This is a genomic window from Streptomyces rishiriensis (genome assembly GCF_003112535.1).
GTDB classification, from domain to species: Bacteria; Actinomycetota; Actinomycetes; order Streptomycetales; family Streptomycetaceae; genus Streptomyces; species Streptomyces rishiriensis.
In genome coordinates, this window is the sequence record NZ_BEWA01000007.1 from 164,997 (window position 1) to 179,502 (window position 14,506).

General features: G+C 72.7%; 16 protein-coding genes and 1 tRNA gene. 11 read left to right on the plus strand and 6 right to left on the minus strand.

Features of this window, described 5'->3' with window-relative positions; genetic code table 11:
• Window positions 1-21 precede the first annotated feature (21 nt).
• Complete coding sequence (locus Sri02f_RS13410; RefSeq protein WP_245970620.1) at window positions 22-1,239, plus strand: peptidoglycan-binding domain-containing protein; 1,218 nt, start codon at window positions 22-24, stop codon at window positions 1,237-1,239.
• A gap of 185 nt (window positions 1,240-1,424) precedes the next feature.
• On the opposite strand, the gene Sri02f_RS13415 is transcribed toward Sri02f_RS13410, so the two are convergent.
• Both Sri02f_RS13415 and Sri02f_RS13420 read right to left on the minus strand, forming a co-directional pair.
• Entirely contained in the window at window positions 1,425-2,078 is a 654-nt protein-coding gene (locus Sri02f_RS13415) for an HAD-IA family hydrolase (RefSeq protein ID WP_109001383.1), read from the minus strand.
• A gap of 163 nt (window positions 2,079-2,241) precedes the next feature.
• A complete protein-coding gene (locus Sri02f_RS13420) occupies window positions 2,242-2,823 on the minus strand; it encodes a TMEM165/GDT1 family protein (protein ID WP_109001384.1) in 582 nt (193 codons plus the stop codon).
• A 400-nt stretch (window positions 2,824-3,223) separates the two neighbouring features.
• On the opposite strand from Sri02f_RS13420, the gene Sri02f_RS13425 reads away from it, so the two are divergent.
• The 4 genes from Sri02f_RS13425 (at window position 3,224) to Sri02f_RS13440 (ending at window position 7,359) form a co-directional block, all read left to right on the plus strand.
• Entirely contained in the window at window positions 3,224-3,868 is a 645-nt protein-coding gene (locus tag Sri02f_RS13425) for an HNH endonuclease family protein (protein ID WP_109001385.1), read from the plus strand.
• Between the two features lie 140 nt (window positions 3,869-4,008).
• Window positions 4,009-5,640, plus strand: a complete 1,632-nt coding sequence (locus Sri02f_RS13430) for an alkaline phosphatase D family protein (RefSeq protein WP_109001386.1) — start codon at window positions 4,009-4,011, stop codon at window positions 5,638-5,640.
• A 358-nt stretch (window positions 5,641-5,998) separates the two neighbouring features.
• The gene (locus Sri02f_RS13435; RefSeq protein WP_109001387.1) at window positions 5,999-6,451 is read left to right on the plus strand and encodes a DoxX family protein; all 453 of its coding nucleotides are present in this window, start codon (window positions 5,999-6,001) and stop codon (window positions 6,449-6,451) included.
• 296 nt (window positions 6,452-6,747) lie between these two features.
• Window positions 6,748-7,359: a DedA family protein gene (locus tag Sri02f_RS13440; RefSeq protein WP_109001388.1), complete on the plus strand. Its 612-nt coding sequence runs from the start codon at window positions 6,748-6,750 to the stop codon at window positions 7,357-7,359.
• A gap of 188 nt (window positions 7,360-7,547) precedes the next feature.
• Here the strand turns inward: Sri02f_RS13440 and Sri02f_RS13445 are convergent, their stop codons facing one another.
• Entirely contained in the window at window positions 7,548-7,778 is a 231-nt protein-coding gene (locus Sri02f_RS13445; RefSeq protein WP_069769011.1) for a DUF2277 domain-containing protein, read from the minus strand.
• Window positions 7,779-7,902: 124 nt separating this feature from the next.
• Window positions 7,903-8,448: a GNAT family N-acetyltransferase gene (locus Sri02f_RS13450; RefSeq protein ID WP_109001389.1), complete on the minus strand. Its 546-nt coding sequence runs from the start codon at window positions 8,446-8,448 to the stop codon at window positions 7,903-7,905.
• Between the two features lie 140 nt (window positions 8,449-8,588).
• Here Sri02f_RS13450 and Sri02f_RS13455 point away from each other — a divergent pair, with 140 nt between their 5' ends.
• From Sri02f_RS13455 to Sri02f_RS13465, 3 genes are all read left to right on the plus strand, one after another.
• On the plus strand, window positions 8,589-9,008 hold the full coding sequence (locus Sri02f_RS13455) for a thiol-disulfide oxidoreductase DCC family protein (protein WP_109001390.1): 420 nt from the start codon (window positions 8,589-8,591) through the stop codon (window positions 9,006-9,008).
• 70 nt (window positions 9,009-9,078) lie between these two features.
• Complete coding sequence (locus tag Sri02f_RS13460) at window positions 9,079-9,423, plus strand: DUF8825 domain-containing protein (protein WP_109001391.1); 345 nt, start codon at window positions 9,079-9,081, stop codon at window positions 9,421-9,423.
• 100 nt (window positions 9,424-9,523) lie between these two features.
• Window positions 9,524-10,054 carry a hypothetical protein gene (locus Sri02f_RS13465; protein WP_109001392.1) on the plus strand — a complete coding sequence of 177 codons (531 nt, stop codon included), beginning with the start codon at window positions 9,524-9,526 and terminating at the stop codon, window positions 10,052-10,054.
• A gap of 86 nt (window positions 10,055-10,140) precedes the next feature.
• On the opposite strand, the gene Sri02f_RS13470 is transcribed toward Sri02f_RS13465, so the two are convergent.
• Window positions 10,141-10,212 (minus strand) — tRNA-Val (locus Sri02f_RS13470).
• A 158-nt stretch (window positions 10,213-10,370) separates the two neighbouring features.
• Here Sri02f_RS13470 and Sri02f_RS13475 point away from each other — a divergent pair.
• From Sri02f_RS13475 to Sri02f_RS13485, 3 genes are all read left to right on the plus strand, one after another.
• The gene (locus tag Sri02f_RS13475) at window positions 10,371-11,144 is read left to right on the plus strand and encodes a DUF4097 family beta strand repeat-containing protein (protein ID WP_109001393.1); all 774 of its coding nucleotides are present in this window, start codon (window positions 10,371-10,373) and stop codon (window positions 11,142-11,144) included.
• A gap of 71 nt (window positions 11,145-11,215) precedes the next feature.
• Complete coding sequence (locus tag Sri02f_RS13480; RefSeq protein ID WP_109001394.1) at window positions 11,216-12,589, plus strand: hypothetical protein; 1,374 nt, start codon at window positions 11,216-11,218, stop codon at window positions 12,587-12,589.
• A gap of 112 nt (window positions 12,590-12,701) precedes the next feature.
• On the plus strand, window positions 12,702-13,283 hold the full coding sequence (locus Sri02f_RS13485) for a DUF4383 domain-containing protein (protein WP_109001395.1): 582 nt from the start codon (window positions 12,702-12,704) through the stop codon (window positions 13,281-13,283).
• Here the strand turns inward: Sri02f_RS13485 and Sri02f_RS13490 are convergent.
• Complete coding sequence (locus tag Sri02f_RS13490) at window positions 13,271-14,440, minus strand: amidase domain-containing protein (protein WP_167467543.1); 1,170 nt, start codon at window positions 14,438-14,440, stop codon at window positions 13,271-13,273. The two genes, Sri02f_RS13485 and Sri02f_RS13490, sit on opposite strands and share 13 nt — an antisense overlap.
• Window positions 14,441-14,506: the final 66 nt, after the last annotated feature.

Genomic DNA, 14,506 nt, shown 5'->3' on the forward strand with positions numbered 1-14,506 from the left:
TGGATGGGGAGGAACGAACACGTGATCGATCCGACGGGGCAGCAGGGACGGGCGGGGCGGCAGGGACTGCCGTGCCCGGAGTGCGGAGCGCTCCGGGCGGCCGACAACACCCCGTCCTGCGCCTGCGCCCAGCGCGTCTCCGAGGCCCTGCGCGACACGCGCACGGCGGAGGCGGCAGCGGCGGAGGACTTCGATCCGTTGCGGATACGGCCGTACGTGGAACTGGAGGGCTCGGGCACCGGCGCAGGCCCTGACGCCGACGCCGGCTCGGACACCGGCTTCGCCAGCGGCACCGGCTTCGGCACCGGCTCCGGCCCGGCGGGCGCGGGAAGCGCGGCACGCGACGACACCGGCAGCCGAGGGGACAGCCGAGGGGGCAGCGGGCGAGGGCCCGGGGCGGCCTCCGCCGCCGACGTGACCATGCCGCTGAGGGCGGTCCCCGGTGACGCGACCGTGCCGCTGCACACCGTGGCCCACGGCGGTCCCGCACCGGACCCGACGACGGCGTCGCCCCCACCGCCGGCTGCACCCGCGTCCGAGCCCGACGCCGACGCGGGCGGGCTGAGCCTGTTCGGGACGGTGGACGTCGGCGCCGCGCACCCCGACGGCGAGGAACCGCGCGGCTCGCGCCGTGGCCGCACCCTGCTGATCGCGACGGCCGCCGCCGTGGTGGGCGTGGTGGTGGCGGCCGGGTTCGCGACCGGACTGTTCTCCTACGAGAAGCCGACGCGTGAACGTGCCGCCCCGCAGGACGTGCGGGCCGCCGTGCCCGACCCCTCCACCGACGCGGCCTCCGGCTCCCCGTCGGCGAGCCGCTCCGCGTCCCCGTCGGCCACCGAGGCCTCGCCGTCCCCCTCCGGGAGCGCGAGCCCGTCGCCCTCCCCGTCGGCGTCGAGCGCCTCACCCTCGGCCTCTCCGTCGGCCGAGGCGCCCCGCCCCACGCCGACCGCCCGTGCGAGCTCCTCCCCGGCGCCCGGCAACGCAGCCGGGGGCGGCCAGGCGGCCCCGGTCGACGCGGCCGTCCTGCGGCGCGGCGACAAGGGTGCCGAGGTGACCGAACTCCAGCTGCGGCTGCGGCAGTTGTACCTGTACAACGGCCAGGCCGACGGCACGTTCAGCAGTGACGTCGAGGACGCCGTGCGCAACTACCAGTGGTCGAGGGCCACGACGTCGGACGGCCTGGGCGTCTACGGCCCGGCAACCCGCACGGCCCTGGAGTCGGAGACGAAGGAGCCATGACCCGCCCCTTCCTGTAGCCGCCGACGGTCCGCCCGCAGAACCGGACCCGACCCGGACCGCGACCCGTCCCTGACCCGGACCCGACCCGGACCGCGACCCGTCCCTGACCCGGATCCGAACCGGTCCCGGTCCCCGAACCCGTAAGGCCGGCGGAGGCCGGTTCTCCCCGGGCCGCAGCCCCCGGGTCAGGTCGCGCGGATGTGGATGCGGACGCCGGCCGGCAGGGTTTCCACCCGCACCTGGCGCAGGTCGTCCACATGGGCGTCCGGGGCGTGCGCGGCCGCGCGGGGGCCGACTCCCACGACGCGCATTCCGGCGGCGCGGCCGGCCGCGATGCCCGCCCCGGAGTCCTCGAACACCACGCACTCCGCCGGGGCGATCCCCAGCTCGGCGGCGCCTTTGAGGAAGCCCTCGGGGTCCGGCTTGCTCGCGCCGACCGACTCCGCGGTGACCCGCACGTCGGGCAGGTCCAGCCCGGCCGCGGCCATCCGCGCCGTGGACAGCGGGACGTCCGCCGAGGTGACCAGGGCGTGCGGGACGCCCCGCAGCGAGGCGAGGAACTCCGGCGCGCCGGGCACCGGCACGACGCCGTCCATGTCGGCGGTCTCCTCCGCCAGCATCCGCGCGTTGTCCTCGTGGTTGAGATGCATGGGCCGGCCGGGCAGCAGCACGGCCATCGAGGCGTGGCCCTGTCGGCCGTGGACGACGTGCATGACCTCGTCCCCGTCCAGCCCGTGCGCGTCGGCCCAGCGCCGCCAGATCCGTTCGACGACGGCGTCGGAGTTCACGAGCGTGCCGTCCATGTCGAGCAGGAGGGCGCGGGCGGTCAGGGCCGGCATCAGCAGCTCCAGGTGCGTAGAGACAAGGCGGCCCCGCCCGCCGGTCAGGGAAAACGGGCGGGAGCCACTTTGTTTTCCAACGGTACAAAACAATGCGGTCCCACCGCCACCCCGGCCGGGCCGGTGCGGGAAAGGTCCGGAAAGCGTTCACCGGCCGTTCAGCTCAGCCGGCGATCGCCTCCCACAGGCTCCACACGCCGAGCGCCAGCATCAGCAGCGCCGCGATCTGCGTGATCAGCTTCAGCGGCACCCGCTTCATCAGGGCCTTTCCGCCGACGATGCCGAGTCCGGCCACCGCCCACAGCGCCAGCACGGCGCCGAGGCCGACGGAGAGCGGGTCGTCGTAGCGGGCGGCGAGGTTGGCCGTCATGATCTGGGTGAGATCGCCGAACTCGGCGACCAGGATCAGCATGAAACCCGCGCCCGCGACCTTCCAGAACGACTGGTCCTCGGGCCGCCGGATCTCCTCCTCGCCGTCGTCCTTCTTCAGCAGCAGCACGGCCGCGCCGCCCAGGAACAGGACGCCCGTCAGCGCGTGCACGAGTTGCTGCGGCAGCAGCGTGAGCACGCTGCCGGCCGCGACGGCGAGCGCGACGTGCAGCGCGAAGGCCGCGGCGACTCCGGCGAAGACGTACGAGGCGCGGTAGCGGGTGCCCAGGACGAGGCCGGCCAGGGCGGTCTTGTCCGGCAGCTCGGCCAGGAAGACGACGCCGAAGACGACCGCCGTCACGGTGATGCTGATCAAGGTTCCTCAATCGGTCGGGGGCCGCCCCACCGAGAGTCCGCGCACTGTGAACCAGACACCTCGGCACGGCAGCGCACACGTCACCCGTGCCGTGCGGCACGGGTGTGCACTGCTTGCCGAAGGTCTCGCTGGCCGGCCCGTACGACGGGTCTGCCTCCGGGCGCCGGCTCAGACGAGCTGAGCAGTATGTCGACGGTCCGGCGAAGAGCTACTCCCCTTCTGCGCTCCCCAGTGTACGAGACGGCCCGCGCAACCGTTCGTGGAGATCGTTCCGCCGCACATCTTGTCGTGTCATGTGCGCGTCATTAGCTTCTTACCGGGCGCACATCTCCCCGCAATGCGCGAGCGCGAGCATTCCCCCGCTCGCACTCCCACACCCCGCCTCCCCAACGGAGTTCGCATGTTGAAGTTCTACGCGCGTGGACGGCTGAGCGCAGTCGCCGCCCTCACCGGCCTCATAGCCTCGGTCGGGCTCTTCACCTCCCCGACCGCCTCCGCCGCCCTGCCGACCCCGGTCAGCGGCGCGACCGCCCGGACCTACCTGGCCTCCCTCAGCGTGAAGACCGAGAACCGCACCGGCTACAGCCGCGATCTCTTCCCCACCTGGATCACCATCAGCGGCACCTGCAACACGCGGGAGTACATCCTCAAGCGGGACGGCACGAACGTCGTCACCAACTCCGCCTGCACCGCCACCAGCGGCAGCTGGTACTCCCCCTACGACGGCGCCACCTGGACCGCCGCCTCCGACCTCGACATCGACCACCTGGTCCCGCTCGCCGAGGCCTGGGACTCCGGGGCGAGCGCGTGGACCACCGCCCAGCGGCAGGCCTTCGCCAACGACGTGACCCGCCCGCAGCTCCTCGCCGTCACGGACAACGTGAACCAGTCCAAGAGCGACCAGGACCCGGCCGAGTGGATGCCGTCCCTCACCTCGTACCGCTGCACCTACGTCCGCGCCTGGGTGCAGGTGAAGTACTACTACAACCTCTCGGTCGACTCCGCCGAGAAGAGCGCGCTGACGAGCTACCTCGCCGGCTGCTGACCGCCTCTGCCCGGATCCGACGGGATCCCGACCTGTATCCCGACGGGATCCGACGGGATCCGACGGGATCCGACCGCCGGGATCTCGCCGCGGACCTCCGTCGTTCCGTACCGTACGGGGCGACGGAGGAGGGTGATGGCATGGCCGAACTGCGGCTGGGACCACTGCTGAGATACGCCGACGGCTCGACGGCGACCGTCTGGGTCGAGGCGAGCCGCCCGTGCACCGCCGAGGTGCGCTGCGCCGACGGCGCCGGCGGCAGAGCCCCGACCTTCCAGGTGGCGGGCCACCACTACGCCCTGATCGAGGTCGGCGGCCTGACCCCGGGCACCGAGACGGCGTACGAGGTGTTCCTCGACGACGCCCCCGTGTGGCCGCCGCCCGGCTCCCGCTTCCCGCCCTCGCGGATCCGCACCCTCGCCGACGACGGCGACGAGGTGCGCGTCGCGTTCGGCTCCTGCCGCTGGGCGGCGCCCCCGGCCGGCGGGAAGGACCCCGTCGGCCCCGACGCCCTGGACAGCCTGGCCACCCGGCTCGCCGCCGACCCGACGGGCGAACGGCCCGACGTCCTGCTGCTGCTGGGCGACCAGGTGTACGCCGACGAGGTCTCCGACGCGACCAAGGAGAAGATCGCCGCCCGCCGGGGGCTCGACGACGCCCCCGGAGCCGAGGTGGCCGACTTCGAGGAGTACACCTGGCTCTACTACGAGTCCTGGCTCGACCCCGAGGTGCGCTGGCTGCTGTCCACCGTGCCCACCTGCATGGTCTTCGACGACCACGACATCATCGACGACTGGAACACCTCCGCCTCCTGGCTGGCCGACATGCGAGCCACGCCCTGGTGGCGCGAGCGGCTGCTGAGCGGCCTGATGTCGTACTGGGTGCACCAGCACCTCGGCAACCTCACCCCGGCCGAGCTGGCCGCCGACCCGCTCTACGCGGCCGTGCGCGAGGCCGCCGACGGCACCGATCTCCTGCGTGACTTCGCCGGCCGCGCAGACACCGACCCCGAGTCCGTCCGGTGGAGTTACCGGCGCGACTTCGGGCGGGTGCGGCTGCTGATGGTCGACAGCAGGGCCGCCCGGGTGCTGGACGAGGACGAGCGCTCGATGCTCGACCCGGGCGAGCGGACCTGGCTGCGCGAACAGGCCCTCGACGGCCTCGGTTCCTACGACCACCTTCTGATCGGCACCTCCCTGCCGTGGCTGCTGCCGCACCTGGTGCACGACGCCGAGGAGTGGGACGCGGCCCTGTGCCGGGGCGAGCGCGGGGCACGCTGGGCCCGGTTCGGGGAGAAGCTGCGACGCGGGGCGGACCTGGAGCACTGGGCGGCCTTTCCGCAGTCGTTCGCGGCGCTCGCGGACCTGATCGCCGAGGTCGGCACCGGGACGCGGGCCCCGGCGAGTGTGCTGGTGCTGTCGGGAGACGTCCATCACGCCTATGCGGCCGAGCCCCACTGGCCCGACGGGACGGGCCCGGACGCGCGGGTGCTCCAGCTCACCTGCTCCCCGGTGCACAACTCCGTCCCGCCGTCGATCCGGGTGGGCTTCCGTTTCGGGTGGAGCGGGGTGGCCCGCGCGCTCGGCCGCCGGCTCCGCCGGCACGGCCGCTGCCCCCAGCCGCCCGTCAGCTGGCGCAGGACGGGCGGACCCTGGTTCGGCAACCAGCTCATGTCCCTGACGCTGCGCCGCCGTTCGGCCCGGCTGCTGCTGGAGCGGGCGCGCGCGGACGGGCGTCTGGCGACCGTGACGGAAACCGACCTCACCCCGTGACGCGGGGCTTCGACGGCGTCCGCACCTGATCAATCGTCAGAAACCTTGGCGGGCAAGGATGTTGGTACCGCAAGGGCCAGGGGAGGGCGCGCACCGGACGACCATGGTGCGCGCCCTCCCAGGCGTGGATTCGGTCACACTTTCGGACGCGGGTGCGATGAGCGGGAGGCGCGCGACGTGCGGCGACCAGGGAAACCGGGCCTCCGGCCGAAGCCAGGTCCTGGCCAAAAGTTGAACTTGCAAGCATCAATGGGATCCGCCTACCGTGAGTCGCTGATTCGGTACCGCCGCCCCCACCGACCGGTCCTCTCCCCGTTCCGGACCGGCTTGATCCGAGACCGAAGGAGCACCCCCCACCATGTCCGCTCGCCTCAACACCGCGCAGCCCTACGCGGTCGGCCTCTTTCGCATCGTCGTAGGCCTGCTCTTCGCCTGCCACGGCGCCGCTTCCCTGTTCGGCGTCCTCGGCGGCGCCGCCGGCAACGGCGGCACCATCGACGCCGGCACCTGGCCCGGCTGGTACGCGGCCGTGATCCAGCTCGTCTGCGGCACCCTGGTCATGCTGGGCCTGGGCACCCGGGCCGCCGCGTTCCTGGCCTCGGGCTCGATGGCCTACGCCTACTTCCACGTGCACCAGCCCCACGCCCTGTGGCCGATGCAGAACGGCGGCGAGCCCTCCGCGATGTTCTGCTGGGCCTTCCTGCTGCTGGTCTTCACCGGTTCCGGCGCCCTCGGCCTCGACCGCCTCTTCGCGGGCCGCACGAGCCCGGAGCGGGAACCGGCGGTCCGCAAGGCCACCGTCTCCGCCTGATCCGCGCAGGACGCACTCCGCTGTCCGGCCTCCCCAGCCGTGACACGCGCATCCGCGACACGCGCGACCCGACCACCCGGGCCCCTCGACGCCCGGGTGGTCGTCGGTCGGCGACGCCCGGGTGGTCGTCGGTCGGCGCCCGCGCGTGAATGTGCTGTGCCGAACACACGCGCCCCCCGTGAATCCGCTGTCACACCCCCGGCGTACGCTGTATGGCTGTCATTGGCCGCATCTGCCGCTCCCCCGCGACACAGCGGCAAGTCGGGCCGTCACGGGGGAGACACGGGGAGTACGCGGTGTTGGAGAGTGTGGGGGCGCTGCTCGGCAGCCCATGGATCTACGCGCTGGTGGGCCTGTCGGTCCTCCTCGACGTGTTCCTGCCGGTGCTGCCCAGCGGGGTGCTCGTCATCACGGCGGCGACGGCCGCGGCGGCGGGCTCGGGCGCGGCGACCGGTCAGGTCCCGCACGAGGTCCCGGACATCATGGTGCTGATCCTCTCCGCGACGACCGCCTCGGTGCTGGGCGACCTGGTCGCCTACCGGCTGGCCTGGCGCGGCGGCGAGCGCCTGGACCGGGCGATCTCCCGCTCCCGCCGGCTGACCACCGCGCAGGAACGTCTCGGCGGCGCATTGGCCCGGGGCGGGGGCGCGCTGGTGGTCCTGGCCCGGTTCGCCCCGGCCGGCCGTTCCGTCGTCTCCCTGATCGCGGGCGCCGCCCATCGCCGCCCCCGCGACTTCCTCCCCTGGTCCGCCCTCGCCGGTCTCTCCTGGGCGGGCTACAGCGTCGCCCTCGGCTACTTCGGCGCCCACTGGCTGGGCACCACGTGGATCGCCACCGGGGTGTCGGTGCTCGCCCTGTTCGGCGCGGGCGCGGGCGCGGCCTTCGTGATGCGCCGCCAGCCCACGTGACAGACCGCCGGCCCGCATGACGGACCGCCGGCCCGCGTGACCAGCCGCCGACCGGCGTGACGGACCGTCCCCGGCGACCGTCGCGACGCGGCGACGATCCAGCGACGACGCGCCGCACCGCTTCCGGCGCGCACCGCCGCGCCCACGTCGGCACCGGCCTGCCCCCTGCCCGCGTCGGCAGGGGGCCGTCACGCGGCCGTCGGGCGGTGGGATCCGCGTACCTCCAGCCCGTCCAGCAGTTCCGCCGTGGCCGCGGCCACGGCCTCGACCGCTCTGTCGAACACCTCCCGGTTGTGCTCGGCCGGCGCCCGGAACCCGGACACCTTGCGGACGTACTGCAGGGCTGCGGCGCGGATCTCGTCCTCGGTCGCCTCCTCGGGCAACGCGGGCGGACGCAGCGTCTTGATACTCCGGCACATACTCCGAGTCTCCCTCCTTCACGCCTCGACCGCGTTCCCCGTCACCGCGCGGGCGGTGCGGGGCCGACCGAGGCTCGTTCCTGGAACCGGCCGTCCTGACCGGCCGCCCTGGCCGGTCTCCTGATCAGCCGTCCCAGCCGGCCTCCTGACCGGTCTCGGAACCGGTGCGCAGATCGACGAACCAGTCGTTGGATCTGATCCGGTTCCCCTTCGGGTACTCGAAGTCCGCGGGTCCGAGCAGGGTGAACCCCGCTGTGCGGCACACCCCGTTGGATGCGTGATGCTCCACGCCGGGGAAGGCGTGCAGGGCCCGGTGGCCGCCTGCCCGCCGGACGACCTCCACGAGCGCCCGCGCCGCCGACGCGGCGAGGCCTCTGCCCTGGAACTCGGGCAGGATCCCCCATCCCGTCTCCCACACCGTCCCGCCACGCCACTCGCGCTCCCAGTACCCGATCGAGCCCACGCTCTCCCCGCTGTCCGCGAGGGTGATCCGGTACATGCGGCCGGCGAACGGCTCGACGTACCGCCGTTGCCGGTCGGCCAGCTTCTCCTCGCTCTCCGGCCCGCCCAGGTGCTCGGTCATCTCGGGGCTGTTGGCCCGCCGCAGCAGCCAGAAGTCGCCCTCCGACCAGGGGATCAACCGCACCCGCTCCACGCCAGATCCGTCCATGTCCCCACCCTAGGGCCAGGGTCTGACAGCGGCGTTCGAGCGCAGTACGATCGCCGCCGAACGCACCGAGGCCGTCGCCGGGGGCCGTCGCCCCGGCGTCGTCCGCGGACCGCGCGAGGAACGACGGCGGAGGGTGAACCGTGGAGAGACGACGAACGACCGGACCGGTCCCGGGCTCCGCGCCTCCCGTGCTCGCCTACGACGGCGACTGCGCCTTCTGCCAGTCCTGCGTCGACCGCATCCGGTCCCTGGCCGCACCGACGCTGGAAGCGGTCCCGTGGCAGTTCCTGCCCGAGGAGTCGACCGCGCCGCATCGCGCGCGACTGGAGCGTGAGGTTCTGCTGCTGCGCGGAGCCGTGGTCCTCGCGGGCGGCTCGGACGCGGTGGCCCGCTGGCTGGGCTCCTCGCCGTCCGCCGGGTACCGCGCGGCGGCGGCCGTCCCGCGGCTGCCCGGCGTCCGAGGCTGTGCCCGCGTGGTCTACCGCTGGGTGTCCCGCAACCGTCACCGTCTGCCCGGCGGGACCCCTGCCTGCGCCGTGCCCCCCGCCGCCCACAGGTAACCGAACAGGCGTTCACACGAACCCCCTGAGGAGCTCGCTACTCAAATTCGAACAGGCGTACCATTGCCGTGTGGCTACGACCTATGACTTTCCCAGCGACCTGCGCGCCGGTCAGGAGGAGCTGCATCAGGTCCGGGCCGAGCTGTCGGCCCTGCTGAAGCGGCTTCCCTGGTCGGTCGAGCCCCTGGACGGCTTCAGCGACGCCGGGGGCTGGCGCAAGACGGAGCGCCCCGCCTCCCCCGGCTGGACGGCCGACGAACAGGCCGAGGTGGAGAAGCTCCGCCGCCGGGAGCACGAGCTGGCGGTGTTCGTGACGTGCCACCGCTTCTGGTCGGAGGTCGCCGCCGCCGACCGGGTCGACGCCCGCATGACCCTCAAGCACGCCCACGAGGCCCCGCTCCCGGAGGACGGCTGACGCCGGGCGCCCCGATCGGGTGAATGCCGCCCGGAGCGGCAACCGCGCGGCTCCTTCCCCCTGTCACTCAGCTGCGAGTCACGTCCACCTCAGGGGCCCCATGAGTCAGCAGTACCCGCCGCAGCACCCTCAGCCGCAGCCGCAGCCGCCCAGGAAACGGGGCGTCGGCAAGATCGCCGGTCTCGGGTGCGCCGGCGTCGTCGTCCTCCTCGTCGTCATCGCCGTCGCGACGAGCGGCGGTGGCGGCGATCCGACCGACAGCGGCAAGAAGGACAAGGCCGTCGCCTCCGCCGGGAAGGACGCGACGAAAGAGCGCTCCGCGAAGGAGAAGTCTCCGGCCGAGAGCTCCGGGACCCAGGCCGAGGAGTTCCGGGCCTGCGTCGCCGAGAGCGGCACGCCCACCGAGAAGGCCGCGGTCGAGCACGTCACCAAGGTCACCGGCGCGGACAAGCGGAACGACATCCTCGACGCTCCGGAGGTGTTCACGGACTTCTCCGGCGGTCTGGCGGGCCCGCACCAGGGCCAGGGCAAACTGATCGCCTCCGCGTTCACCTCGTGCTACGAGTCCGACAACGGCCTGGTGACCGTCTACGACAAGAACGGCGAGGTCCTCGCCAACGCGAACTACTGACCGCCGCGCCCGGGCATGAGCGCGGCCCTCCGGAAGGTTCCGGAGGGCCGCGGTCGGCGACGCCTCGCGTCGGGCGTCGTCCTCGGTGGGCGCGGACGGTTTCGAACCGCCGACATCCTGCTTGTAAGGCAGGCGCTCTACCCCTGAGCTACGCACCCGAGACGAGTCGACAGCCTACATCGCCCGGGGCCGTGCCCCGCAAACTCCTGTCGGGGGTTAACCCCACCCCCTGTACGGGAGTGTGCCGGATCGTCCGGCGTACCCGGTCTCCCTAGGGTCGTGAACGCATCGTCAAGCTGCCCAGGGGGAGACCATCATGGCCCGTACGACCCTTTCCGCCCGCGCCGTCCTCGTCACCGCGGTCGTCGTGGCCCTCGCCGCCGGCGCCACCGGCTGCGGCGCCTCCGCCGCCGACGACAAGCACCCCGACCACCGTTCCTTCGCCCTGCAGGGCGGCACGCTCACGATCGACTCCGACGACTCGGCGCTGGAGATCGTCGCGTCGGACTCGGCGAAGACGGGCACGGTCGCCGTCACCCGGTGGTTCGAGGGGTCCGTGACGTTCGGCGAGGGCCCGAAGGTGACCTGGTCGATGAAGGACGACCGGCTGACGCTGCGGCTGCACTGTTCCGGCGTGATGGCCGACTGCTCCGCCAAGCACCGCGTCGAGGTGCCCCGGGGCGTCGCCGTCAAGGTCGAGGACGACGACGGCAGCGTGCGCGCGCAGGGATTCCGGGAGGCGCTGAGCGTGCACGCCCGGGACGGCTCCGTGCACGTCACCGACTCCAGCGGGCCGCTGGACCTGCGCACCGAGGACGGTTCCGTGGACGCCCGGGTCTCCTCGCGCTCGGTGCTCACGCGCACCGGGGACGGCTCGGTCCGCCTCGACCTGAGCGCCGTGCCGGACCGGGTGGACTCCGTCAGCAAGGACGGGTCGGTGACGATCGCGCTGCCCGCGGCCGGGTACCGGGTGACCACGAAGACCGACGACGGCGGAGTGGACGTGTCCGTGCCGCGCGAGGACTCCAGCGCGCACGTGGTGAACGCACGCACCGCCGACGGCAAAGTCACCGTGCGGAACGCGAACTAACGGGCCCGTGTGTTCGTCCTTAACCGGTGGGAGAATGACACCGGGCAGGGATGACAGCACGGGAGAGGGATGTGACGGCGACACCAGCGCAGCCGTATTCGCCGTCGAAGCCGCGCGCACGGGCCCGCGCCCTGGGGGACTCCCTCACCCTCGTCGCCCTTCCCCTCGTGCTCGCTCTCGCGCTGCCCGCCGCGTTCGCCGGCGGCGGCACCCGGCGCTGGTTCGGCGGGCGGGCGGAGGGGCAGCGGGCCGAGGCCCAGGCCGCGAAGGACGCGGCCGCGACCGCGTTCTACGAGCTGGACAGCGCCCAGCGCGACCTGCGGATCTCCATCGAGACGATCAGGGCGGTGGACGACACCCCGGCCGCCCGCCGCGCGGTGTCCGGCTTCGAGGACGTCGGCAGGCGCATCGACGAGGCCAGCAGCCAGTACATCGACGCCGTCGACGCCCACGATCTCGACCGGGACGACCTGGAGGCCGCCGCGGCCTCGCAGGCGCGCGCGCAGCTGACCCGCGCCAAGGACGAGCTGGTGCGCGTCAAGCGGGAGCTGGACCGGTTCGCCGAGGGACTGGGCCCCCTGCTCGGCAAGGCGGAGACCCAGCTGGCGCGTCTCGCGCCCGCCGTGGAGCGGGCCCGGCAGGCGCTGCTGGCGGCCTCGAACGCGCTGGACGCCGTACGGGAGAGCGGGCTGCGGGCGGACGATCTCGCGGCGCGGCTGGCGGCGCTGGCGCCCGAGCTCACGAAGCTGAACGAGGGCGCGGGCCGGCACGGGGTGCCGCACACCCTGGAGCGGGCGGAGCGGGTCTCCCGGGAGGCCGAGGCGGTCCGGGCGGAGGCCGAGAGGCTGCCGGAGCGGGCCGCCGAGACCGACCACCGGCTGGTCTCGCTGCGCACCCGCGCGCAGGCGCTGACGACCCGCTCGGAACAGGTGGAGCCGATCCTGAGCGAGCTGCGGCGGCGTTTCTCGGCCGCGTGCTGGCAGGACCTCCAGCATGTCCCCGACCAGGCCGGGGAGCACGTCCGGCAGGCCGAGGAGAAGCTGAAGCAGGCGCAGGCGGCCCGCGACGCGCAGCGGTGGCCGGACGCCACCTCGCTGTTGTCGACGGCGCGGGCCCTGTTGAACACCACGGACGAGGCGGTCTCGGCCGCCGGTGACAGGCTGGCGAGGCTGAACGCGGTCCAGAAGGATCCGCAGGCGGAGATCGACCGGACCAGATTCGCCGTCCGGGACGCCCAGCGGCTGGCCATGACGGGCCGCAGCACGCCCGACCCGCGGCACGCGCGCCCGTTGGACGACGCGGTGGCCCGGCTGGAGCGGGCGATCGTGACGCTGGAGGGCCGGCACCCCGACTACTGGCACTTCCTGACCGAGACGGAGGCCGTCCGGCGGGCGGTCGCCGACGTGGTGGCCCGCATCCGCGAGGAGCGCGGCGCCGGGCACTGACGCCCGAGCGGGGCGCTGCGTTGCCCACCGCGCCCGACGGGCGGATATTGAGATGGGTACGGCCTCGTCGGCATGTGGCACGCCGGCATGACTCACCCTCCGGGAGGCGGAGATGGCGACACACGCGATGCGCTCCGGGTCGAGGCGGCCTATCAGGTTCAACGACCATCTGCCGCTCGACCACCGGCTGAACCTGGTCTACCGGATCGGCGCCGGGCTCATGGGCCTGGGCCTGCTCGTCTTCGGGATCTTCGGCATCATCGACAAGATCGGCTTCTTCGACACCGGCGGGGACCAGGTGTGGAGCCTCAACACCAACGGCGCGCTCAGCTGGCTGTCGGTGGCCGTGGGGCTGCTGCTCTTCGTGGGCATGGTGATCGGCGGGAACTTCGCGTCCACGCTGAACATGACGCTCGGCGTCCTGTTCATCGTCAGCGGGTTCCTGAACATGGCCCTGCTGCAGACGGACTACAACTTCCTGGCCTTCGAGATCCAGAACTGCATGCTGAGCTTCGTGATCGGGATCCTGCTGATGGTCTTCGGGATGTACGGCAGGGTGGGGTCCGCCCTGCCGCACGACAACCCCTACTGGCGGTCCCGCCATCCCGACCTCGCGGAGGAGCAGGACCGCCGCCGGGAGCTCGGGGAGAACCGGCCTCCCTCGTCGCCCCCGTCGTCCGATCAGGTGCGGTAGGCGTAGAAGTAGGAGGTCGGGTACGACGCGACGAGGCTCGCCACCGACCGGCGGAACGTGTTGTTCGAGTGGTACGTGACGTACGGGATGCCGTTGCTCTTCGCCGTGACGATCATCGTGTGGTCCTTGGACCCGTCACGGTCGAAGTCCATCTGGAGGACGTCGCCGACCTCCAGCTGGTAGACGTTGGCGAGCGGGGTGGTGCGCTTGGAGTTCTGCGCGAACCAGGACCACTCGTTGACGCCGACGAACGAGTCCGACTGGATGTCGGCGTTGCCGAACCACTTGGTGTAGTCGTACACGTAGCCGGGGACGTGCTTCCAGCCGCCGGCCTTCAGCGACTGGCTGACGAAGTTGGTGCAGTCGCCGCCCGCGGTGTGGTTGTTGTAGTCCGGGTAGTCCTTGTTGTAGACGTTCCAGTACTTCTCGGCGTAGGCCGCCATGGCCTTGTAGTCGTACGTGGTGCCGGTCTTCGGGACCGCGGGCGGGTTCCAGCTGGTCGCCGCGCGCGGCGCGTTCGGCATCGTGTCGTCGGCCTTGGCCGTCTTCACGGCGACCGGCTTGGACAGCGTGTTGATCGCGAGACCGCCCTGGTCGGTGTCGCGGACGTCGGTCAGCTGCCAGGTGCCCTGCTGGTCCGCCTTGAACGTCAGCTCGTGCTGGGCCTGGAACCCGGTGGTCTTCGGCGCGTTGCCGCGGGCCCGCGCGTAGGTCAGGGTCGTGGTCTCGGTGACGTCCGCCTTGGCCGTGCGGCCGGTCACGCGGGTGGCGTTCAGGGTGACCGTCGTGGTGGCCTTGCTGTACTTCTCGCCGGCCTTCGCCAGCTTGTCCTTGCGCTGCCCGAGGGAGGACAGGGTGGCGTCCTCGGTGCGGGCCGTGCCGGAGGACAGCTTGACGTCGCCGGAGAAGCCGTTGGTCAGCGGCTTGTCCCGGTCGCCCTGCGCGCCGGTGACCAGCGCGTCCGTACGGTCGGTGAAGACCGCGTCGGCGAGCCGCTGGAAGGTGGCCTTGGTCCGCGCGTCGACCGTGGGGTCGTCGACGACCGCGGCGCCCGCGGACCAGTTGGGCAGCAGTGCGACTCCGGCGACGACCGAGGTCGCGGCTGCCCCGAGTATCGTGACGCGGCGGCGCGTGCCGCTCAATTTCCTTGACTTCACTGGTGTTTCCCCTCTTGCCCCGGCGGAGGGATGCCGGGAGGGCATCTTTGCACGGGGTGTGTGGCT

What these genes read in the sequence shown, in the direction of transcription:
- Sri02f_RS13415 (WP_109001383.1), bottom strand. Translation starts at nt 2,078, where the DNA reads ATGCCGGCCCTGACCGCCCGCGCCCTCCTGCTCGACATGGACGGCACG.
- Sri02f_RS13425 (WP_109001385.1), top strand. Translation starts at nt 3,224, where the DNA reads ATGTTGAAGTTCTACGCGCGTGGACGGCTGAGCGCAGTCGCCGCCCTC.
- Sri02f_RS13430 (WP_109001386.1), top strand. Translation starts at nt 4,009, where the DNA reads ATGGCCGAACTGCGGCTGGGACCACTGCTGAGATACGCCGACGGCTCG.
- Sri02f_RS13435 (WP_109001387.1), top strand. Translation starts at nt 5,999, where the DNA reads ATGTCCGCTCGCCTCAACACCGCGCAGCCCTACGCGGTCGGCCTCTTT.
- Sri02f_RS13445 (WP_069769011.1), bottom strand. Translation starts at nt 7,778, where the DNA reads ATGTGCCGGAGTATCAAGACGCTGCGTCCGCCCGCGTTGCCCGAGGAG.
- Sri02f_RS13450 (WP_109001389.1), bottom strand. Translation starts at nt 8,448, where the DNA reads ATGGACGGATCTGGCGTGGAGCGGGTGCGGTTGATCCCCTGGTCGGAG.
- Sri02f_RS13465 (WP_109001392.1), top strand. Translation starts at nt 9,524, where the DNA reads ATGAGTCAGCAGTACCCGCCGCAGCACCCTCAGCCGCAGCCGCAGCCG.
- Sri02f_RS13475 (WP_109001393.1), top strand. Translation starts at nt 10,371, where the DNA reads ATGGCCCGTACGACCCTTTCCGCCCGCGCCGTCCTCGTCACCGCGGTC.
- Sri02f_RS13485 (WP_109001395.1), top strand. Translation starts at nt 12,702, where the DNA reads ATGGCGACACACGCGATGCGCTCCGGGTCGAGGCGGCCTATCAGGTTC.